The sequence below is a fragment of the Stappia indica genome, from assembly GCF_020177335.1.
Classification (GTDB): domain Bacteria; phylum Pseudomonadota; class Alphaproteobacteria; order Rhizobiales; family Stappiaceae; genus Stappia; species Stappia indica_B.
The window spans coordinates 240,393-262,272 of sequence record NZ_JAIVMG010000004.1; the positions used below are offsets into that span (position 1 = coordinate 240,393).

General features: G+C 64.7%; 17 protein-coding genes. 5 read left to right on the top strand and 12 right to left on the bottom strand.

What is annotated here, in order from left to right; translation table 11 throughout:
* Positions 1-23: 23 nt before the first annotated feature.
* From LC062_RS08040 to LC062_RS08050, 3 genes are all read left to right on the top strand, one after another.
* Positions 24-1,031, top strand: coding sequence for a KpsF/GutQ family sugar-phosphate isomerase (locus LC062_RS08040; protein ID WP_224910514.1), 1,008 nt, complete (start codon positions 24-26; stop codon positions 1,029-1,031).
* Between the two features lie 166 nt (positions 1,032-1,197).
* Entirely contained in the window at positions 1,198-1,965 is a 768-nt protein-coding gene (locus LC062_RS08045) for a motility protein A (RefSeq protein ID WP_224910515.1), read from the top strand.
* 29 nt (positions 1,966-1,994) lie between these two features.
* Entirely contained in the window at positions 1,995-2,846 is an 852-nt protein-coding gene (locus LC062_RS08050; protein ID WP_224910516.1) for a flagellar motor protein MotB, read from the top strand.
* A gap of 116 nt (positions 2,847-2,962) precedes the next feature.
* Here LC062_RS08050 and LC062_RS08055 read toward each other — a convergent pair whose 3' ends face one another.
* The 11 genes from LC062_RS08055 to LC062_RS08105 all read right to left on the bottom strand — a co-directional run bounded on the left by LC062_RS08055 (position 2,963) and on the right by LC062_RS08105 (position 15,225).
* Entirely contained in the window at positions 2,963-3,424 is a 462-nt protein-coding gene (locus tag LC062_RS08055; RefSeq protein ID WP_318246099.1) for an NfeD family protein, read from the bottom strand.
* Complete coding sequence (locus tag LC062_RS08060) at positions 3,421-4,416, bottom strand: SPFH domain-containing protein (protein ID WP_224910517.1); 996 nt, start codon at positions 4,414-4,416, stop codon at positions 3,421-3,423. Before LC062_RS08060 ends, LC062_RS08055 begins: the two co-directional genes overlap by 4 nt.
* A gap of 182 nt (positions 4,417-4,598) precedes the next feature.
* The gene (gene hemH, locus LC062_RS08065; protein WP_224910594.1) at positions 4,599-5,630 is read right to left on the bottom strand and encodes a ferrochelatase; all 1,032 of its coding nucleotides are present in this window, start codon (positions 5,628-5,630) and stop codon (positions 4,599-4,601) included.
* 369 nt (positions 5,631-5,999) lie between these two features.
* Positions 6,000-6,449, bottom strand: coding sequence for a response regulator (locus LC062_RS08070; protein ID WP_224910518.1), 450 nt, complete (start codon positions 6,447-6,449; stop codon positions 6,000-6,002).
* 131 nt (positions 6,450-6,580) lie between these two features.
* Positions 6,581-7,825 carry a phenylacetate--CoA ligase family protein gene (locus LC062_RS08075; protein ID WP_224910519.1) on the bottom strand — a complete coding sequence of 415 codons (1,245 nt, stop codon included), beginning with the start codon at positions 7,823-7,825 and terminating at the stop codon, positions 6,581-6,583.
* Between the two features lie 113 nt (positions 7,826-7,938).
* A complete protein-coding gene (locus LC062_RS08080; RefSeq protein WP_224910520.1) occupies positions 7,939-8,775 on the bottom strand; it encodes an ABC transporter ATP-binding protein in 837 nt (278 codons plus the stop codon).
* A 120-nt stretch (positions 8,776-8,895) separates the two neighbouring features.
* Positions 8,896-10,218, bottom strand: coding sequence for an ABC transporter substrate-binding protein (locus tag LC062_RS08085; RefSeq protein WP_224910521.1), 1,323 nt, complete (start codon positions 10,216-10,218; stop codon positions 8,896-8,898).
* A 154-nt stretch (positions 10,219-10,372) separates the two neighbouring features.
* Entirely contained in the window at positions 10,373-11,449 is a 1,077-nt protein-coding gene (locus tag LC062_RS08090) for a branched-chain amino acid ABC transporter permease (protein ID WP_224910522.1), read from the bottom strand.
* 10 nt (positions 11,450-11,459) lie between these two features.
* The gene (locus LC062_RS08095; protein ID WP_181760614.1) at positions 11,460-12,413 is read right to left on the bottom strand and encodes a branched-chain amino acid ABC transporter permease; all 954 of its coding nucleotides are present in this window, start codon (positions 12,411-12,413) and stop codon (positions 11,460-11,462) included.
* Positions 12,414-12,418: 5 nt separating this feature from the next.
* Positions 12,419-13,240, bottom strand: coding sequence for an ABC transporter ATP-binding protein (locus tag LC062_RS08100; protein WP_224910523.1), 822 nt, complete (start codon positions 13,238-13,240; stop codon positions 12,419-12,421).
* A complete protein-coding gene (locus tag LC062_RS08105; RefSeq protein WP_224910524.1) occupies positions 13,237-15,225 on the bottom strand; it encodes an AMP-binding protein in 1,989 nt (662 codons plus the stop codon). Before LC062_RS08105 ends, LC062_RS08100 begins: the two co-directional genes overlap by 4 nt.
* A 297-nt stretch (positions 15,226-15,522) precedes the next feature.
* On the opposite strand from LC062_RS08105, the gene LC062_RS08110 reads away from it, so the two are divergent.
* Both LC062_RS08110 and LC062_RS08115 read left to right on the top strand, forming a co-directional pair.
* Positions 15,523-17,478: a PAS-domain containing protein gene (locus tag LC062_RS08110; protein ID WP_224910525.1), complete on the top strand. Its 1,956-nt coding sequence runs from the start codon at positions 15,523-15,525 to the stop codon at positions 17,476-17,478.
* A complete protein-coding gene (locus LC062_RS08115; protein ID WP_224910526.1) occupies positions 17,475-18,224 on the top strand; it encodes a response regulator transcription factor in 750 nt (249 codons plus the stop codon). Before LC062_RS08110 ends, LC062_RS08115 begins: the two co-directional genes overlap by 4 nt.
* Before the next feature lie 24 nt (positions 18,225-18,248).
* Here LC062_RS08115 and LC062_RS08120 read toward each other — a convergent pair whose 3' ends face one another.
* Entirely contained in the window at positions 18,249-21,710 is a 3,462-nt protein-coding gene (locus LC062_RS08120; RefSeq protein ID WP_224910527.1) for an indolepyruvate ferredoxin oxidoreductase family protein, read from the bottom strand.
* Positions 21,711-21,880: the final 170 nt, after the last annotated feature.

Consider the following 21,880-nt stretch of genomic DNA (forward strand, 5'->3'; position numbering starts at 1 on the left):
ATCAAGGACCCAAGGACGAGATCATGACGGCAACAGCGAAGATCGACCGCCCGACTGCGCACGATGACGCCCGCCCGCTCGCATCTGCCCTGCGGACCATCCGGACCGAGATCGACGGCCTGGAAGCCCTGCATGAGGCGCTTGGAAACGGATTGGGAACGCCCTTCGCCACCGCGGTGCGGACCATTGCCGGCGCCAAGGGGCGGGTGATCGTCACCGGCGTTGGCAAGAGCGGCCATGTTGGCGCGAAGATCGCCGCGACCCTCGCCTCGACCGGAACCCCGGCCTCCTTCGTCCACGCCACCGAAGCCGCCCATGGCGATCTCGGCATGATCACCGATGCGGATGTGGTGCTGGCCCTGTCGTGGTCCGGCGAGACCCAGGAGCTGGCGAGTATCATCGGCTACACACGGCGGTTCTCGGTTCCGCTTGTTGCCATCACCTCGCGCGCCGACAGCGCCCTTGGCAGCGCCGCCGACATCCTGCTGCAACTGCCCAAGGTGGAGGAGGCCTGCCCGCATGGGCTGGCGCCCACCTCTTCCACGATCCTGCAGATGGCGACCGGCGACGCCCTGGCCATTGCCCTGCTGGAGGGCCGCGGTTTCACCGCCCAGGATTTCCGGGTCTACCATCCAGGTGGCCGCCTTGGCGCCAGCCTGCAGCATGCCCGCGATATCATGCACGGGCACGATGCCTTGCCGCTGACCACCCCGGAAACCTCCATGGGCGAGGCCATCGTCCTGATTACCCAGAAGGGGTTTGGCGTGCTCGGCGTCATTGATGCGGACGGTCGGCTGATCGGCATCATCACCGACGGTGACCTGCGCCGTCACCTCACCCCGGATTTCCTCGACAAGACCGTCGGCGATGTGATGACCCATTCACCGAAATCCGTTGCGCCGGACATGCTGCTGGCCTCGGCGATGGAATTCCTCAACAGCCAGTCGATCACCTCGGTCTTCGTGGTCGAGGACGGGATGCCGATCGGCATCCTGCATCTGCACGACCTGTTGCGCCATGGCGTCGCCTGAGGCCGGCGATCTGCCAGACCGGTATTTAACCGCGCATTTACCCTAGGAAAAGTATTCCAGAACCACGTTCATTGTGAACGGCGGCTTAGGGAAGGGTTAGCCATGTGCGGCCTATGATCCTTCCCGGAAGTCATTCGGGCTGACCAGCTCCGGAGCGTGGTGGGAAATGGATCTCAGTTCAATCATCGGCATTGTCGCCGCCTTTGCAGTGGTTACCATCGCCATCCTGCTCGGCGGAAATATCACCCAGTTCATTGATCTGCCCTCAATCCTGATCGTCCTCGGCGGCGGCTTCGCCGCGACGCTGGTGCGGTTCCCCCTTGCCGGCATCGGCAGTGCGTTCATTGTCGGCAGCAAGGCCGCCTTCACCCACAAGAAGGTCAACCCCCGCGACCTGATCGAAGACATCACCAGCCTCGCCGACACCGTGCGCAAGTCCGGTCCGCTCGGCCTGGAAAATGTCGAAGTCTCCGACGCCAGCCTTGCCAAGGGCATTCAGTATATTGCCGATGGCTATGAGGCGGCCTTCATCAAGGACGCGATGGAGCGGGAACGGGACCTTTATCTGGAGCGCCTTCAGGAAGGCAGGAAGGTGTTCAAGGCCCTGGGCGATTCCGCCCCCGCCTTTGGCATGATCGGCACTCTGGTCGGCCTGGTGCAAATGCTGGCGACCATGGACGACCCGTCCACCATCGGCCCGTCCATGGCCATTGCCCTCCTGACCACGCTCTATGGTGCGCTCGTCTCCAACATCATCTGCCTGCCGATCGTCGACAAGCTCGATTCCAAGTTCGACACCGAGGAAGTCAACCAGACGCTGGTGATCGACGGGGTACTGCAAATTCGTGAGAACAAGAGCCCGGCGCTGATCCGCGACATGCTGATCGCCTATGTCCCGGAGAAGGCCCGCGCCGAATTCGCGGAAGCCGCCTGAACTCGAACGCCGGCGCGGAGACCTGACCCATGGCACGAAAGAAACCCGCCGGCGGCGGCGCACCGGAATGGCTGGTCACCTTCGCCGACCTGATGTCCCTGCTCGTCTGTTTCTTCGTGCTGATCATTTCCTTTTCGATCCAGGACAAGCAGAAGCTGCAGGTCGTCGCCGGTTCCATGCGCGACGCCTTTGGCGTCAAGGAAGTCTCCAAGCGCACCGGCATCATCGAGGTCGAGGGTATCCCGATCCGCGACTACATGAAGGACATCACCCAGGTCCCGGAAGAGCTCGATTCCGATTTCGCCAAGGACCGCCATGAGAACCGGCGCAAGCAAGGGCCGGAGGCGAACACCCATGACGTCAAGGAGGCCGACATCGAGCATCCGCGTCAGTTCGCGACCGCCGCCGCCTCCCTGCGCCAGGCCTGGCAGGAATTGCCCGACATCACCGAAATCTCCTCCAACATCCTGCTTGAGGAAACCGAGGAGGGGCTGAACATCACCCTGGTCGACCAGGATGGCCGGTCGATGTTCCCCGAGGGCTCCAAATATCCTTACGAAATCACCCGGCGGCTGCTGGCCAAGATGGCGCCGGTGGTTGCCCGGATGCCCAACCGCATCCAGATCACCGGACACACCACCTCTGGCCGGAACAGTGTCAATCCCGGCTACACGGCCTGGGAGCTTTCCGCCGACCGGGCCAATGCGGCGCGGCAGATCCTCGCCGAATACGGTATCCCGAGCGATCGTTTCTTCGGCGTGGTCGGCAAGGCGGACACCGAACCGCTGTTTCCGAACGATCCGTTCCTGGCCGCCAACCGGCGGATCGGCATCCTGCTGATGGCCGAAGATCCGCCGATGCCGCTCGGCCACAATCCCTGACAGCCATCCGCAAGCGCATCACCTGAGCAGGGCGACCCCACCGGGACCGCCGCGCGGGAAGTTGGCCGATCAGCCCCCGCGCCGCTCCGGCCTGATATTGCTGCCGCCGTCCGGAGCTATCTGCCGTCAACCGGGCGAACGATCAGTTGCGCGCCCTCGACCCTGTCGACCTGCACCCGGGTTCCCTCGGGACAATCCGGTCCGGCGACGCGCCAGAACCCATCGTCCACTTGGATCCGCCCATTTCCGTCCACGATCGGCTCGCGCAGCACGAATTCGCGCCCGACCAACCGTTCGCCGCGCCGGTTAAGGTGAGGCTCGTCCGTGTCGTCCTCCGAACGGCGCATCAACGCCCGCCCCGCGAACAGGCACACCAGCGACACCACCACGAACAGCACCAGCGACACCTGCCAGGCCATATCGATGAACAGCGCAAGCGTGCCGACAATCAGCGCCGCCAGCCCGAACCAGAGAAAGAAGGTTCCCGGCGCCAGCACCTCCAGCGCGAGCAGGATCAATCCGAGGATCCACCAGGACCAGGGGCCGAGCTCGAAGACGATCCGTTCGACGATGCTCACGCGTTGTTGCCTCCCTCGCGCCCGCCAGTCGCCGGGACCGAACCGCCGCGCGACCGGCCGCGGCCATCCTCGGAAAACGCATCCTTCGCAATCTCCGCGATGCCGGCCAGCGATCCGAGAACGGAAGTGGTCTCGGTCGGCAGGATCATCAGCTTCTGGTTCGGCGATTTGGCGAAAGCGCCCAAAGCCTCGACATATTTGTTGGCCACGAAATAGTTGATCGCCTGCATGTCGCCGGCGGCAATCGCCTCGCTGACCATCTGCGTCGCCTTGGCTTCGGCTTCCGCCGCGCGTTCGCGCGCCTCCGCGTCGCGAAAGGCCGCTTCCTTGCGCCCCTCCGCCTCCAGGATCAGCGACTGCTTCTCGCCTTCCGCCTGCAGGATCTCCGACTGACGCTTGCCTTCCGCTTCAAGGATTGCAGCCCGCTTTTCACGTTCCGCCTTCATCTGCCGGCCCATGGCGTCGACCAGGTCGCGCGGCGGGTTGATGTCCTTGATCTCGATCCGGGTCATCTTCAAGCCCCAGGGCGAGGCGGCCGCATCGACCACCTTCAGCAGCCGGGCGTTAATCTCGTCCCGGTTGGACAGAAGCTCATCGAGATCCATCGACCCCATCACCGACCGGATGTTGGTCATGGTCAGGTTGAGAATGGCGTTTTCCAGACCGGACACTTCATAGGCAGCGCGGGCCGCATCAAGCACCTGATAGAAGGTGACGCCATCGGCGGTCACGGTGGCGTTGTCCTTGGTGATCACCTCCTGGGAGGGCACGTCGAGGACCTGTTCCATCATGTTGATCTTGTGACCGATGCGATCGACGAAGGGCACGATGAAATTCAGCCCCGGCGTCAGGGTCTTGCGGTAGCGTCCGAACCGCTCGACCGTGTGGTTGTAGCCCTGGGGCACCGTCTTGACGCCCGCAAGGACGACAAGAACCGCCAACACGAACAGACCGATGACAAAAAGGTCAAACCCGACAATGCCCTCAAGCATGAGCGCCAATCCTTTTCTCGCATGCCTTGCAGCGCGCCGGCCCGTTCATGACGGGCTCGGCTCGGGAACAGGAACCCTCATGGTTCCGACCGTCCCGGCGCCATCCTTGCTGGAGTTGTAACCGCTTCGCCGCGTTCCGCAAGCGTGGAGGATGCTGCCGAGGCCGCATCCTTCCCCCAATGTCAGACCCAGCCGGACAGTTCGCGCTCGACAATGGTTCGCAGCACCCGCATTCCCTCCTCACTGTCATTCAGACAGGGGATATGGGCGAATTTCTCGCCGCCGTTTTCGTGAAAGATCTCCCCCGCTTCCCCGGCGATTTCCTCCAGCGTCTCCAGGCAATCGGCCACGAAGCCCGGATTGAGGACGGCAATTCGCTTCATCCCCTCCCTGGCGAGGCTCTCCACCGTCTTGTCCGTGTAGGGCTGCAACCATTCCTCCGGACCGAACCGGGACTGAAAGGTGATCCGCAGCTTGTCCGAGGACCAGCCGAGCCGCTCGCGCAAGAGCCGCGTCGTCTTCTGGCAATGGCAATGATACGGATCGCCCTTGCGGAAATAGGACTGCGGAATGCCGTGGAACGAGGCCAGCACCGTTTCCGGCTCGAAATCGAGCCCGGCAAGCTCGGTCTCGATCGAGTTGGCCAGCGCGTCGATATAGACCGGATCGTCATGGTAGGGCGGAACCGTGCGCAGCGCCGGTTGCCAGCGCAGCTTGGTCAGTTCCTTGAACACCACGTCATTGACGGTCGCCGTTGTCGAGGCGGAATATTGCGGATAGAGCGGAAACACCAGCAGCCGCTCGCACCCTTGCGCCCGCAGATGGTCAAGCCGGGAAGGGATCGACGGGTTGCCATAGCGCATCGCCCAGTCGACGATGATGCGCTCATCTTCACCGGCCAGATCGGTGGCCAGTTTGTCCGACTGGCTGCGGGTGATCGTCCGAAGCGGAGATTCGTCGCGCTCGGTGTTCCAGATCTGCTCATATGCCTTGCCGGACTTCTTCGGCCGGGTGTTGAGGACGATGCCGTAGAGGATCGGATACCACAGCGCCTTCGGCCATTCGATGACCCGCTTGTCGGTCAGGAACTCGCGCAGGTACCGGCGCATCGACCAGAAATCCGTGCCGTCCGGCGTGCCAAGGTTGACCAGCAATACGCCGATCCGACCCGCCTTCACCGGCGGATGGTCGCCCGGCAGCTTTATCTGGCGCATCTCGTGAGCCCGCTCTTTTTCCTGCCCCTGTTCTGCGATGACCGTCATGCTGTCCCTTCGGCTCCCGATTCTGCGTCCGTCTCATGTGGCTGTGACATAAGGCATTGACCGCAGCGAACAACCTGCATCATGCCGGAAACGCCACCATGCGGCAAAATCGCCGTTCTCGGTGGCTCACATGCGCGATCGATCAAAGCCGCCCCCTGCCCCTGGGCCTGTCCGCCCCAACGCATTACGCGGCAGGTGCCGCTTCGGATCGTCGCCCGAAGCAACACCGCCGCAGGACCGCTGACGCGGCACCTGGCCACGACCGGCGATGTGCCGCCCGCCGCAGCTTATCTTCTTGAGGAAACGTACGAGGACGAGGGATCAGTCCGAACTGTAGCGCTCGGCGACCTTGAACCAGAACTCGACGATGGTGTTGAGCACCGTACTCATCCCCACAAGGCTGTCAGCCTTGGTCACCACCGCATTCGCCCCGGCCGCATAGGCCCGGCGAATGGTGATCGCATCATCGGCGGTGGTGAAAACGCACACCGGAATGGCATTCAGGGTCGGATGGGCGCGAAGCTTGGTGAGAAACTCGGTGCCGCTCATGATCGGCAGGTTGAGGTCGAGCAGGATGAGATCCGGAGCGGGCTCGCCGGCCAGTGCGGCCTTGTCGAGCAACTCCAGCGCCTCCACCCCGTTTTCCACGGTCGAGATCGTCACCGGAACCGTCGAGGATTCAAGCGCTTTCTCAATGATGCGCACATCATCCGGGTCGTCCTCGACCAGCAGGATCGCCGCACCGCTCATCGCGTTTTCAGTCCCATGCATCCGCCGGATCCATATCCGTGAAGTCGTGGTTACCGAACTATGAATAGGACGAGAGCCAACGCGGGCGCAACCTGAACGCCCGCGTTTTTATCCATCGTCGGAAATAACATTAACCATTGATGAACAATATATCATGAATCGTAATTGCGCTCGTCTGAAATAATCTTGCCATCATTGGGCAAACTTCCCGATGCCACCAGCTCGACAGAGCCACCCAGTTTGGTGATCTCACGCAGGCTTGTGGACAAGGCCGCTCCCAGGTCCGCCGGCACGTCGCCGGCCACCTCATAGGCGAGCCGCATCACGTCCCGATCCTGTTCCCGCTCCACGATCAGCCGCGCCCGCGCCACCTCCGGGTGCCGGGCGAGAACCGCGGCCACCTGTTTCGGATCAACGAACATGCCCTTGACCTTGGTGCGCTGGTCGGCACGCCCCATCCAGCCTCTCAAGCGCATGTTGGTGCGCCCGCACGAAGAGCGACCGGTGACAACCGCCGAAAGGTCCCCGGTGCCGAACCGGATCAGCGGATAGGACCGGTTGAAACAGGTCACCACCAGTTCGCCCACCTCCCCATCGGGCACGGGACAATCCGTTCCCGGACGCACGATCTCGGCGATCATGTTCTCGCTGACGATCAGCCCCTCATCGGCCATGCTCTCATAGGCAATGACGCCAAGGTCCGCCGTCGCATAGGCCTGCAACACGGAGACGCCCCGGCTCTCGTACTCGGCCCTGAGACTGGGAAACAGGGCGCCGCCCGAGACCAGTGCCTTGCGGATCGAGGAGGCATCCCGGCCGGTTTCCGCCGCCTTGTCGAGCAACACCTTGAGAAAATCCGGGGTGCCGGTGTAGCCGACAGGACGCAGGGCCTCCAGCGCATCGAGCTGGGCTTCGGTGTTGCCGGCACCGGCGGGAAACACGGTGCAGCCGAGCGCCCGGGCGCCCAGGTCGAGAATGAAGCCGCCCGGCGTCAACTGATAAGACAAGGCGTTGTGGACCACATCCCCGGGCCGAAACCCGGCCGCGAACAGCGCCCGGGCGCAGTTCCAGGGATCCGTCCCCTCTCCTTGCGGCTCCCAGACCGGCCCCGGTGACATGAAGACGCGGCCGAAGGCGGATGGGTCACCGGCAGCGAACCCGCCAAACGGCGGATTTTGCAGCTGTGCGGCCATCAACTCCGGTTTGCGCAGCACCGGAAGAGCGGCCAGCGCTTCCCGACTGGACACCGCCGCCGCATCGATCCCCGTCAGATGCGCCGCCCACCCGGGTGCGTTGTCCTTGGCGTAGGCAATCTGCGCGGGCAAACGGGCAAACAGATCCGCTTCCCGCGCTTCGGGATCCTGGATTTCGAGCTGATCGAAATGCTCTGCGCTCATGGCTTACCCCTCGCCCGGCCGGGCGTTGCGCCGCCTTTCGGCAACGTCAGTGTCATTCCTGTCGGATCCCTGTCGGAGCGCGTCGCGGCGGACAGCGCACCGGCCCTGGCGGCTCAGGCCAGCCAGCGTTTCCGTCGCTTGTAGTGCTTGACGTTTCGGAAGGATTTGCGCCCTTCGCCGCCGACACCCAGATAGAATTCCTTGACATCCTCGTTCTCGCGCAGCGCCTTGGCGGCACCGTCGAGCACGATGCGCCCCGACTCCATGATGTAGCCATAGGTGGCGTAGCGCAGGGCGACATTGGTGTTCTGCTCCGCAAGCAGGAAGGAGACGCCCTCCTTCTCGTTGAGCTCCTTGACGATCTCGAAGATCTCCTCGACGAGCTGAGGAGCCAGACCCATGGACGGTTCGTCCAAGAGGATCATGCTCGGCCGGCTCATCAGCGCCCGGCCAATGGCACACATCTGCTGCTCGCCGCCGGAGGTGTAGCCCGCCTGGCTGCCCCGCCGCTCGCGCAGCCGCGGGAAATAGTCATAGACCATTTCAAGGTCCGCCTTGACCGCCGCCCCGCCATCCTTGCGGGTATAGGCGCCGGTCAGGAGATTTTCCTCAATGGTCAGGTGGCCGAAGCAATGCCGGCCCTCCATCACCTGGATGCAGCCGCGCCGCACCAGATCGTTCGGCGACAACGCCTCCACCCGCTCATCCTTGAAGATGATCGTACCCTTGGTGACATCGCCCCGTTCGGCCTGCAGAAGGTTCGACACGGCCTTCAACGTCGTGGTCTTGCCGGCGCCATTGGCCCCCAAAAGGGCGACGATGCCGCCTTCCGGCACGGTCAGCGAAACGCCCTTCAGCACCAGAATTACGTGGTTGTAGATCACCTCGATGTTGTTCACAGCGAGGATGGTCGAAGCGGACGTCTCGGTCTGCTGTGCATTGGCGTCCATGTCAGTCTTCCGGCGCTAGACGTTGGGCGGGCCGGCCCGGGCGGATAAGGCGCGGGCCGGCGGATCTAGGACCGGTCCGCAGCCAGGCCGCGGACCGGGGTCTTTTCGCGCGATACCGGCTCAGTTGGCCGGGCAGGCATCGTCACGGGTCGGCCACGGGGCATTCGACGTCGCGTAATCCTTGGAGGCCTGCATCAAGATCGGCGTGACCTCTTCGGTGAGCGGCGAGAACCAGTCGGTCGCCGAGGTCCACTTCTCGCCGTCCCATTCCTGGATGAACAGCGGGTGGTGACCGGAGTGATTGGCGCAGGTGATCTCGATCGGCGCGATCATGCCCTTCAGGCCGATGGCCTCCAGACGTGCCTCGTCGATCTTGAGGTTCTCCAGGCCGAGACGCATGTCCTCGGCGTTGATCACCTTCTTGCCGGTCATCTCCTGGGCGGTGCGGATCCCTTCGACCATGTAGAGAGCGTTCACGACGCCGCGATTGTAGAGGTTCTCGCCAATCGTGCTTGCCGGAGTGTGCGACTTGCCCGCGTCCACGACCAGCTTCTTGATGTCCTGCAGGGCCGGATAGTCGGCACCGACATTGTTGAAGCTGACGGACTTGTAGCCCTTGGCGCCCGTGCCACCGGCCCGTGCGTCCTCGTCGCCACCGGCCCACCACACGCCGATGAACTTCGACATGTCGAAACGGTTCTTCACCGCTTCCTTGATGGCGGTCGGGTTCATGGCACCCCAGCCCCACATCACGACATAGTCGGGACGGTCGCGGCGGATGGACAGCCACTGCGAGGCCTGGTTCTGCATCTCCTTGCCCGGAACCGGGTACTGCAGCACCTCGAAGCCATACTTCTGGGCGAGGTTGTCGAGCAGCGGGATCGGCTCGCGGCCATAGCCAGCGTCAAGGAAGATGTAGCCGATCTTCTTGCCCTTGAGGCCTTCCATGCCCCCTTCCTGCTCGCCGATATACTTGATGATCGCCGACAGGCCGTCCCAGTACGTGTCCGGCGGATTGAACACCCAGGGGAAGGTGTTGCCGTCGGCCGCCGCGGACAGGCCATAGGCCATCGACAGGACCGGGATCTTGTCGACCGACGACTTCGGGATCACCTGCAGGGTGATGCCGGTCGACCACGGATTGAAGACCAGCGTGTTCTTCGCCTTGGCCTGCTCGTAGCACTCCACGCCCTTCTGCGTGTCGTAGCCGGTCTCGCACTCGTCGAAGGCGATCTTGACGCCGTTCACGCCGCCGTCACGCTCGTTGATCATCGCCAGGTAGTCGGACATGCCGTTGGCGATGTGGATGCCGGAGCCGGCATACGGGCCGGTCCGATAGGTCGGCAGCTGGATGTAGACGGAATCCTCGGCGACGGCCGGGGCGGCGAAGGACGCCGCCAAGCCCATCAGGACCGATCCCGCCAGGAGAGTTTTCATTCGCATGTTTTTCTTTCCTCCCGTTCGTGCCCCTTGCGGAGCCTTCCTCCCATTCGTACCCCTTGCGGGGCCTTGCCAACGAAGTCTCGCCAGTTGGACCAGGTCCGGCTCGCCCCCCGATGGCATCTGAGGGTCACCCCTCCCCGCGGATCCTCCCTGATCACGCGTAAGGGAACGGCCAGACCCTGAGTTTCTCCTTGCCGATCGCCCACAGCCGGGCCAGCCCGTGCGGTTCGACGATCAGGAAGAAGATGATGAGCGCGCCGATGACCATCTGCGCGACCTGGAACACAGTCTCGGCGGCGATATCGACACCGAGCGCAGGCAGGCCGACGCGCAGCAGGATCGGCAGGATCCAGATGAACGCCGCGCCGAAGAAGGATCCCACCAGCGAGCCGAGGCCGCCGATGATCGCCATGAACAGCACCTGGAACGACAGGGTGATCGAGAACACCGCAGGCTCCGAGGCGCCGAGATAGAAGAACACGAACATCGCGCCGGCGACGCCGCACACATAGGACGACACGGCAAAGGCCGAGAGTTTGGCCACCAGCGGGCGCACGCCCATCAGCTCGGCGGCGATATCCATGTCGCGGATCATCATCCACTGCCGGCCGATGCGGCCGCGGATCAGGTTCTTGATGAGCAGGGTCATCACCACGACGATGGCCAGCACCACGTAGTAGCGGGTGGTGCCGCCGGCCGCCGGGCCGGTGATCAGCGTGCCGAAGAACTCTCGTCCCGGCACCTCGATCGCGCCGGAAGCGTTGTAGTTGTACAGCCACGAGATGCGGATGAAGCACCACTCGAGGAAGAACTGCGCGGCGAGCGTCGTCACCGCAAGGTACAGACCCTTGATGCGCAGCGACGGCAGCCCGAAGACCACGCCCGCGGCAGCGGCGAAGACGCCCGACAGCAGGATGTGGACGATGACGTTCACCTCCGGGAAGATCGTCACCAGCTTGTAGCAGCTGTAGGCGCCCACCCCCATGAAGGCGCCGGTGCCCAGCGAGAGCTGGCCGGCATAGCCCGTCAGGATGTTGAGGCCGATCGTGGCGAGCGCCAGGATCAGAAAGGGAATGGCGATGGCCGAGAGCATGAACTCGCTCGCCACCAGCGGCAGCAGGAGGGCGAGGACGAGGATGACCCCGATCCCGATACGATCCTGGCGGATCGGGAAAATCTGCTGGTCGGCAGCGTAGGTCGTCTTGTACTGGCCGGCTTCACGATAGAACATGGCTGGTTCCTCAAATCCGCTCGATGATCTTTTCGCCGAACAGACCCTGCGGACGGAACAGCAGGAAGACCAGCGCGATGACATAGGCAAGCCAGCTTTCGATGCCGCCTCCCACGAGGCCACCCCAGTAGATCTCACCGACCTTCTCGCCGATGCCGATGATCAGCCCGCCGATGATGGCGCCGGGGATGGAGGTGAAACCGCCGAGGATCAGCACCGGCAGCGCCTTCAGCGCCACGATCTCCAGGGCGAACGACACATCCGACCGCGCGCCCCACATGATGCCGGTGGCCAGCGCGACAATGCCGGCGGCGAACCAGACGATCGCCCAGATCTGATTGAGCGAGATGCCCACGGACAGGGCCGCGGTGTGGTCGTCGGCCACCGCGCGCAGGGCGCGGCCAATACGGGTGCGGTTGAAGAAGACCGCGAGGCCGCCGACCATCAGCAGCGCGATGACCGCAGCGGCGATGTCGATGTGCTGCAGGATCACCAGCCCGCGCTCGCCCATCTCGAAGGCCGTCGAGCCGGTCGGCAGGCCGAGCTCGGACGTGATCATCTGCTTCGGCTCGCCGCCGAAGATCACTTCGCCGAGGCCGATCAGGAAATAGGTCATGCCGATGGTCGCCATCAGCAGGATGATGTCCGGCTGGCCGACCAGCGGCCGCATGACGAATTTCTCAATGCACACGGCGAGGATCGCCATGATGCCGATCGCCAGGATCAGAGCCAGCCAGGCCGGCACCCCCTTCTGGTGCAGGCCCACCAGCGACAGGCCGGCGAACACGACCATGATGCCTTGCGCGAAATTGAAGACGCCCGAGGCCTTGTAGATCAGCACGAAACCAAGCGCGATCAGGGCGTAGAGCACGCCGGCGACGAAGCCTTCCCAGACCACCTGGATCAGGAAGTCCGGTGCATCGACCATCTGCACGAAGGGGTCGATGAGGATGTTGTAGAGCATGTCCATTAGTGCGAGACCCCGAGATACGCGTCGATCACATCCTGGTTCGCCTGCACCTCCTCCGGAGGTCCGTCGGCGATCTTGCGCCCGTAGTCGAGCACCACCACCCGGTCGGACAGATCCATCACCACGCCCATGTCATGTTCGATCAGCGCGATGGTGGTGCCGAACTGCTGGTTGACGTCGAGGATGAAGCGGCTCATGTCCTCCTTCTCCTCGAGGTTCATGCCCGCCATCGGCTCGTCGAGCAGAAGCAGCTCCGGCTCCATCGCCAGCGCCCGGGCCAGCTCCACCCGCTTCTGCAGGCCATAGGGCAACCGCCCGACCGGCGTCTTGCGGATCGCCTGGATCTCCAGGAAATCGATGATCTCCTCGACCTTGCGGCGATGTTCGATTTCCTCGCGCAGCGCCGGTCCAACGCGCAGGCATTGCCACAGGAAACCGGAATGCATCTTCAGCCCGCGCCCGGTCATGATGTTGTCCAGCGTCGTCATCCCCTTGAACAGGGCGACATTCTGGAAGGTGCGGGCAATACCGTGGCTCGCCGCCTCATAGGGCTTCATCTTGCGCCGCACCTTACCGCGCCAGGTGATCGTCCCTTCCTGAGGGTGATAGAAGCCGTTGATCACATTGAGCATCGACGTCTTGCCGGCGCCGTTCGGGCCGATGATCGCCCGCACTTCTCCCTTGATGATGTCGAAGGAGATGTTGGTGATCGCCCTGACGCCGCCAAAGGACAGCGACACGCTGTCGATGCGCAGCAGCACCTCGCCCGGCGCCGTCTCCCCGTCGGCCTGCATGCCCGTCGGTTTCACCAGAACGTTCATTCCGCCGCCTCCTGCAAGCCACCACCGGACGAAGGATGGATCGTCAGGTCGCGAATCTCCACGTCCGCCTCGATCGCCCCCTTGCGGCCATCCTCGAAGGTGACCTCGGTCCGCACATGCTTGCGGGTGGAGCCGTCGTAGATCGCCTCGATCAACGGGGCGTAGCGCTCGGCGATGAAGGAACGGCGGACCTTCTGGGTGCGCGTCAGCTCGCCGTCATCCGCATCCAGCTCCTTGTGCAGGATCAGGAAACGCTTGATCTGCGCCCCGGCCATCATCGGCTCGGCGGCCAGATCCCGGTTCACCTGATCCACATGGTCCTGGATCATGTCATAGACGTCCGGATGGGCGGCCAGTTCCTGATAGGAGGCATAGTTGACGTTGTTGCGCTCCGCCCAGGAGCCCACCGCCGTGAGATCGATGTTGACGAACACGCCGCAGAAGTCGCGCCCGTCGCCGAAGGCCACCACCTCCTTGACGTTGGGAAAGAACTTCAGCTTGTTCTCGATGTATTTCGGCGCGAACAGCGCCCCATCGGTCAGCTTGCCCACATCCTTGGCGCGGTCGATGATCTTCAGATGGCCATTTTCGGCGATGTAGCCGGCATCGCCGGTCAGCACCCAGCCATCCTCGGTCTTGGTGGCGCGGGTCGCCTCCTCGTTCTTGTAGTAGCCGACGAACACGCCCGGCGAGCGATAGAGCACCTCGCCGTTCTCGGCGATCTTCAGCTCCACATCCGGCGCCGGCGTGCCCACCGTGTCGCCGAAGATCTGGCCATCCGGCTGCATGGTGATGTAGACGCTGGCCTCGGTCTGCCCGTAGAGCTGCTTGAGATTGAGCCCGAGCGAGCGATAGAAGCGGAAGATCTCCGGACCGATCGCCTCGCCGGCGGTATAGCCGACCTTCAGCCGGGTGAAGCCCATCTGGTTCTTCAGCGGCCCGTAGACCATGATCTCACCGAGCGCGTAGGCCAGCCGGTCGCGGAAACCGACAGGCTCCCCGTTGAGAATGCGCTCGCCCACCCGGCGCGCCAGCGCCATGAAACCGTCGAACATCTTCTTCTTGAGGGGACCCGCATCTTCCATCCGCACCATGATGTGCGTCAGCATTCCCTCGAACACCCGCGGCGGGGCGAAGAAATAGGTCGGCGCGATCTCCTGCCGGTCGGACAGAACGGTTTCCAGGCTTTCCGGACAATTGACGCAATAGCCGGCGATATAGGACTGGGCGATGGAGAAGACATAGTCGCCGATCCAGGCCAGCGGCAGATAGGCCAGCGTCTCTTCATGCTCGTCGAGCTTGTCGAACGCATTGCCGTTGCGCGCGGAAATCACCAGATTGTCGAAGGAGAGCATCACCCCCTTCGGCCGCCCGGTGGTCCCGGAGGTGTAGAGGATCATCGCAAGGTCGCTGCCCTTGGCCGCCTTGATGCCATCGAGCCAGGCCGCCTCAAGAGATCCGTCCGCCGCCATCGCCGCCCGCCCTGCCTCTTGCAGAGCTTCGAAACTGTGCAGCCGCGTGTGGTCGTAGTCTCTCAGACCGCGCGGGTCGTCATAGACGATCTGCTCCAGCTTCGGCAGCGCGTCGGACGTGGACAGGATCTTGTCGACCTGCTCCTGATCCTCGACGCAGGCGAAACGCACCTCCGCGTGCTCCAGCACATAGGCCATCTCCTCGGCGACCGAGTCCGCGTAGAGCGGAACCGGCATGCCGCCGAGCGACTGCGCGGCAACCATGGACCAGTACATGCGCGGACGATTGCCACCGATGATCGCGATCTTGTCACCGGCGGAAAACCCGATGCCGCGAAGACCGAGAGCAAAGGCACGGATTTCCTCAAGGGCCTCCGCCCATGTCCATGCCTGCCAGATTCCGAGATCCTTCTCGCGAATGGCCGGACGGTCCGCGAAGACCCTGGCATTGCGCAAGAGGAATTTCGGAAAGGTGTCCTCGTCGAGGCGCTCGACGACGGGCGACCCTGCCATAGCGTTTCTTCCCTTCTGGACGCCCCGGTTGTCCGGGGTCGCGTTTTCAAGCGTGCCGATATTATCACATCCTGAACCGTTCAACCTCTTCTCTCTTCTTGGAGACTTTCCCGAGATTGACGCAGGTGCGCGCTCAACTGCAACGCTATTCGCGGCACGTTGCGCCAGTATGTGCCAATTGCAACGAATTGTGTCAGCCTCCCTGTCCTGGTAGGGCGGAGGCCAGGCAAGGCCCTCCGCCGACCCGCCCTTTCGCTTTTTCTTCGACACGGGCGCTTCTTTGCCTAAAATCCGCTCATGTTGACCGGAGATCTTTATCGCGACCGCCTCGACCTGTTGCAGGCCGCGCTCGACCATATCAACCAGGGGTTTTCCGTCTTCGACGCGGACCTGCGTCTGGTGGCGTGGAACAGACGCCTGTTCGAGATGCTGGAGTTCCCCTGGCATCTGGCCAATCGCGGCACCCATCTGGCCGAGTTCCTGCGCGTCAATGCCGCGCGCGGCGAATATGGCGACAGTGACGTGGAGGTGCTGGTCGCGCGGAGGGTGGAGCGGGCGCGGCTGTTCGAGCCGCACACCTTCGAGCGCAAGCGGCCCGACGGGCAGGTGGTGCTGGTCACCGGCGCGCCGCTACCCGCTGGCGGTTTCGTCACCACCTACACCGATGTCACCCGCGAGCGGCAGCAGCAAGCGACGCTGGAGCGCACCGTCGCCGAACGCACCCGGCAACTCCGCCAGAGCGAGGACTGGCTGCGCCTGGTCACCGACAGCGTGCCGGCGCTGATCGCCTATATCGGCCCGGGGCCGGTCTACCGCTTCGCCAACCGGCGCTATGCCAAATGGTTCGATCACACGGTGGAATCGATTGTCGGACGCCCCGCCGAGGAGGTTATCGGCCCCGAGCTCTACCCGCAGATCGTCCCGCATATCGACCGGGCCTTCGAAGGCGAGGCCGTGTCCTACGAGTATTCGCGCACCCGCAAGGACGGCCGGCTGGTGCACATGCGCTCCACGCTCATTCCGGACCGGACCCTCGACGGGCGCACACTCGGCTGTTTCGTCCTGTCGCTTGACGCCACCGACCAGAAACGCAGCGAAGTGGCCCTTGCCGAGGCCCGGCGCATGGAGGCGGTCGGACAGTTGACCGGCGGCGTTGCCCATGACTTCAACAACCTCCTGACGATCATCATCGGCAATGTTCTCAGTCTGAGGCGCAAGGCGGAAGCGCCGGCCATGCCCGATCTTGCCGCCCATCTCGACCCGGTGCTGCAAGCGGCCCAGCGCGGCGCCGACCTGACCCGACGCCTTCTCGCCTTCGCCCGCGGCGATGCCCCCGACGCCAAGCCGGTTCACCTGCCCGCGCTGCTGACCGACATCGAACGGCTGGTCGCCGGCTCCCTGCCGGCCTCCATCGCCCTCACGGTTGCCAGCCAGGCGCCGGCGCTGGTCGCCCGGATCGATCCGTCGGAAGCGGAAAACGCCCTCGTCAACCTGATCTTCAACGCGCGCGATGCCATGCCGCAGGGCGGCAAGCTGACCGTCACCCTCGACGAGACGCACCTGGAGACATCGGAGGCCGAGGCCATCGGCATTGCGCCGGGCAGCTATGCGCGCATTCTGGTTGCCGATACCGGCCAGGGCATGAGCGAGGAGGTGCGCCGGCAGGCCTTCGATCCGTTCTTTTCCACCAAGACCTTCGGCACCGGCAGCGGCCTCGGCCTACCCACCGTCTATTGCTTCGCCCGTCGGGCCGGTGGCGGCATCACCATCGACAGCCAGCCGGGCGAGGGCGCGCGCATCTGCCTGCTGCTGCCCGTCCATCAGGACATTCCCGCCGATGAAACGGGCACCGGCGACACCATCATGCCCGCAGGCCACGGAGAGCTGATCCTTCTGGTCGATGACGACACCGACGTCGCCAATGTGGTGCGCGATCAGCTTTGCGCTCTCGGCTACACCGTGCTTGTCACCAATGAGGCGAAAGACGCAGTTGACCTGATTGCCTCCGTCCCCGACATTCAAGCGGTCCTGAGCGATGTCGTCATGCCGGGTCAGATGAACGGGATGGATCTCGTTGCCGCGATCCGCCGTGCCCGTCCCGACCTGCCGACCGCGCTCATGACCGGCTACCGACGCGGACCGGGGCAGGAGGGTGTGCCAACGGACTGCGTGGCTGGGGACTGCCCGGTTCTGGCCAAGCCCTTCACCATCTGCGCCCTTGCACAGACCATGAGCGAGATCCTTGCCTCATGACTCATCCCGACCCGATCCGCGACAAGGGGGCCGTGGCGCCCGAAGACGCCCTGATCCATATCGTCGAGGATGAGGCCGCCATTCGCGACCTGCTGACGCAAACGCTGGCCACCTACCGGTTCAACACCGAGGAATTCGCCACCGCAGATGCCTTTCTTCTGGCGCTGGAAGACCGTGCCCCCGCCGCCGTGATCCTCGACCTCGGCCTGCCGGACATGGACGGCATGGAGGTGATCAACCGCATCCGCGCCCATGCGCCGGTGCCGATTCTCGTCCTGTCGGCCCGGGCCCACGCCTCCGACCGGATCATGGGACTGGAATTCGGTGCAGATGACTATGTGGTCAAGCCGTTCGATCCGCGCGAGATCGTTGCCCGGATCCGCTCCCTGCTGCGCCGGGCCGCACCCGAGCCCGCCCCCAGCGCACCGAGCTGCGAAATCGCCCGATTTTCCGGCTGGAGCTTCGAGCCGGGATCGCATCGCCTGGTGGGCCCGGACGGAACCGAGACCTTCCTGTCGACCAGCGAGACGACCCTCCTCACCACCCTGCTGCGCGCGCCCAAACGGGTGCTCAGCCGTGACTATCTGCTGGAGCACGGCGGACGCGACGACGCGCTCGACCGTGCCATCGACGTGCGCATTTCCCGCATTCGCAAGAAATTGACCCGGCCCGGCGGCCAGTCACTGATCCGCACCGTCTACGGCTCCGGCTACATGCTGACCACCCAGGTGGACTGGGGCGGCTGACCGCCGCCAGCCGCCGCCCGCGCGCTATTCCGCCGCCTGCCGCGATGCCTCAGCCCCGGCCCGCCAGGCTGCCAGCAACTCCGGGAGCCTTGCCTCCGCCCGTTCCGCTGCCGCCGCCCGTACCGGCCCGAAGCCGCGGATGGTCTCCGGCCAGGCCAAGAGCGCGGTGGCCGCACCGATGCGCTCGGCATCGAGGGCTGCCGCCACATCGTCGACAATCGCCTCGAACCGGTCGCGCAACCGACGCTCCATCCGCCGTTCTTCCGTTCGGCCGAACGGATCGAACACCCCGCCGCGCAAACGCTTCATCCGCGCCAGAAGACCGAACACCGGCATGATCCACGGGCCGAACCGGCGCTTGGCTGGCCGCCCCGTGCGCGGATCGGTGCCGCTGAGAAGCGGCGGCGCCAGGTGGAACTCCAGCCGGCCGTGGCTTTCGAAGGTATCGGCCAACTGCCGGCGGAAGGCACTGCCGGAATAGAGCCGGGCCACCTCGTATTCATCCTTGATCGCCATCAGCCGGAACAATTCGCGCGCGCCGGTCCGCACCAACGCCTCCCCGTCAGTGCCGAACGGTTCCGCCCGCGCTTTCAGCGCCGCGATCCGCCGCTCGAAGCGCTCCGCATAGGCCTTGTCCTGAAACTCGGCGAGAAACCGGCTGCGCCGGGCGATCATTTCCTCAAGGCTTTCCGACAGGCGGTGATGCTCGGGCACCGCCTCACTGCTTCGCACCGCGTGGGCGAGCGCCTCGCCATCAACGGCGGCCACCCGGCCCCAGGCGAAGGCGGCAAGGTTCATCTCCACCGAAACCCGGTTGAGCCGAATGGCATCCTCGATCGCCTCCCGGCTGAGCGGGATCGCGCCCAGCTGCCAGCCATAGCCCAGCAGGAACATATTGGCGGCAATCGCATCGCCGAACAGTTTGGTCGCCTCTTCGGTCGCGTCGATGAAGCGGCTGCGGCCCGTTCCCGTCGCCTGCTCGATGGCTGTGACCAACCGCCGGCCCGGCAGGCTGAAATCCGGATTGCGGGCAAAGTCGCCCGGCAGGGTCTCATGGGTGTTGACGATGGCCGTGGTCGCGCCTTCGCGCATGGAAGTCAGCACCTTCGCCGATCCGGCGACGACAATGTCGCAGGCCAGCACCAGATCGGCCCCGCCGGTGCCGACCCGGATCGCCGAGATATCCTCCGGACGCGGCGCCAGCTTCAGATGACTGGTCACCGCCCCGCCCTTCTGCGCCAGGCCCGCCATGTCGATGATGCCACAGCCGAGCCCGTCGAGATGCGCTGCCATGCCGAGCACCGCGCCGACGGTGACGACACCGGTGCCGCCAACGCCTGTGATCAGAATCGAGTGCACCCGGTCAAGCGGCGCGATCTCCGGCTCCGGCACGGAAGGCGCCGCCGGCGCGTTGACCGCCCGGCCCTTCAGCATCCCCCCCCGCACGCTGACGAAGGAGGGGCAGAACCCCTTCACGCAGGAAAAATCCTTGTTGCAGGACGACTGGTCGATGGTCCGCTTGCGGCCCCATTCGGTTTCCACCGGCTGCACAGCGACGCAGTTGGACTGAACGCCGCAATCGCCGCAGCCCTCGCACACCAGGTCGTTGATCAGGATCCGCTCATCGGGGTCGGGGAAGAGCCCGCGCTTGCGCCGCCGGCGCTTTTCCGCCGCGCAGGTCTGATCGTAGATCAGCACGGTCAACCCCGGCTCGCGCGCCAGTTCCCGCTCCACCTCCAGCAACTCGTCGCGATGGTGGATCGACATGGCCGCCGGCCAATTGGTCGCGGGCGGATACTTGCCCGGCTCATCGGTGACGAGAACCACCCGCCGCGCGCCCTCGGCCGCCACCTGCCGGGCGATCTGGTCAACCGTCAGCCCGCCGTCATGGGCCTGGCCGCCGGTCATCGCCACCGCATCGTTGTAGAGGATCTTGTAGGTGATGTTGACGCCGGAAGCCTTGGCCGCGCGGATCGCCAGCGCGCCGGAATGGTTGTAGGTGCCATCGCCAAGGTTCTGGAACACATGGCCGGTGCGGGAGAACGGCGCCTCGCCGATCCAGTTGCCCCCCTCGCCGCCCATCTGGGTGTAGCCCTCGGTCCGCCGGTCCATCCACTGCACCATGTAGTGGCAGCCGATCCCCGCATAGGCGCGGCTTCCCTCCGGAACATGGGTGGAGGAATTGTGCGGGCAGCCGGCACAGAAATACGGGCTGCGGACGGCAACGTCTCCGGTCCGCCGCAGCCGCTCGCTGCGCGCCTCCAGATCGGCGATCCGGGCGGCGAGCCGTTCCTGCGGCCGGCGGGCCTGCAACCGCTTGCCGATCTCCAGCGCGATCTGCATCGGCTCCAGCGCGCCCGGCGCGCGAAACAGGATCGCCCCGGTCTCGTCGGTCTTTCCCAGCACCTGCGGCGCATCCGCCGTGCGGTAGAGGATTTCCTTGATCTGCGGTTCGATCAGGGCCCGCTTTTCCTCCACCACGATCACGAGTTCCAGCCCCCGGGCGAAGGCCCGCAACCGGTCCGCATCGAGCGGCCAGGGACAGCCCACCTTGTAGAACGCCAGCCCCAGGTCGGCCGCCGTCACCTCATCGATGCCCAGAAGGTCCAGCGCCTCGACAACGTCGAGAAAACTCTTTCCGGTGGACACGATGCCGACCCCCGGCGCCCGTCCGCCCGACAGCACCACCCGGTCGAGCGCGTTGGCGGCGATGAAGGCGCGCGCCGCCGGCAGCTTGACCTCATGCAGCCGCGCCTCCTGCGCCAGCGGATGATCGCTCGGGCGCACATGCACCCCGCCCGGCGGAAACGGAAACTCCGGCAGGATCGGCCGCACCCGGTCCAGACGCCCGTCGATCGAGGCGGTGGATTCCACATTGTCCTTGACCAGTTTCAGCCCGGCCCAGAGCCCGGCATAGCGCGACAAGGCCCAGCCATAGAGGCCGAAATCGAGGATCTCCTGCGCACCCGCCGGGTTGAGGATCGGCATCATCGCATCGACAAGGGCGAATTCGGACTGATGCGCCGTGGTCGAGCTTTCGCAGGTGTGATCGTCGCCCATCAGCGCCAGCACACCGCCATGGCGCGAGGTCCCGGCCAGATTGGCATGTCGGAACGCGTCGCCCGACCGGTCGACGCCCGGCCCCTTGCCATACCAGATGCCGAACACCCCGTCGAAACGCCCCTCGCCGCGCATCTCCGCCTGCTGGGTCCCCCAGACCGCCGTCGCCGCCAGATCCTCGTTGATCGCCGGCGAGAACACCACATCCGCCGGCGCCAGCACCTTGGCCGCCCGCTGGAACTGCTGGTCGAGCGCGCCGAGCGGCGACCCGCGATAACCGGTCACGTAACCGGCGGTGTTGAGCCCGGCCGCGCGGTCGCGCGCCTTTTGCATCAGGACCAGACGGATCAGCGCCTGGGTGCCGGACAGGAAGATCCGCTCCTTGCTCAGATCGTATTTGTCATCGAGCGAAACCCGATTGCGCATGGTCAACTGTCTCCTCCCGGCGGAACCCGGACCGGACACGGATCAGGATCCGCTCCTGTCCGGTTCATCGAGAGCGCCGCTTCCGCCACTATCGGCCGTGCCGTGATTCCCTTCCAGTATATCCGGATCGGCGCTCCGTGCATCGCGCAGCTTCCAGGGACAAAAAACCG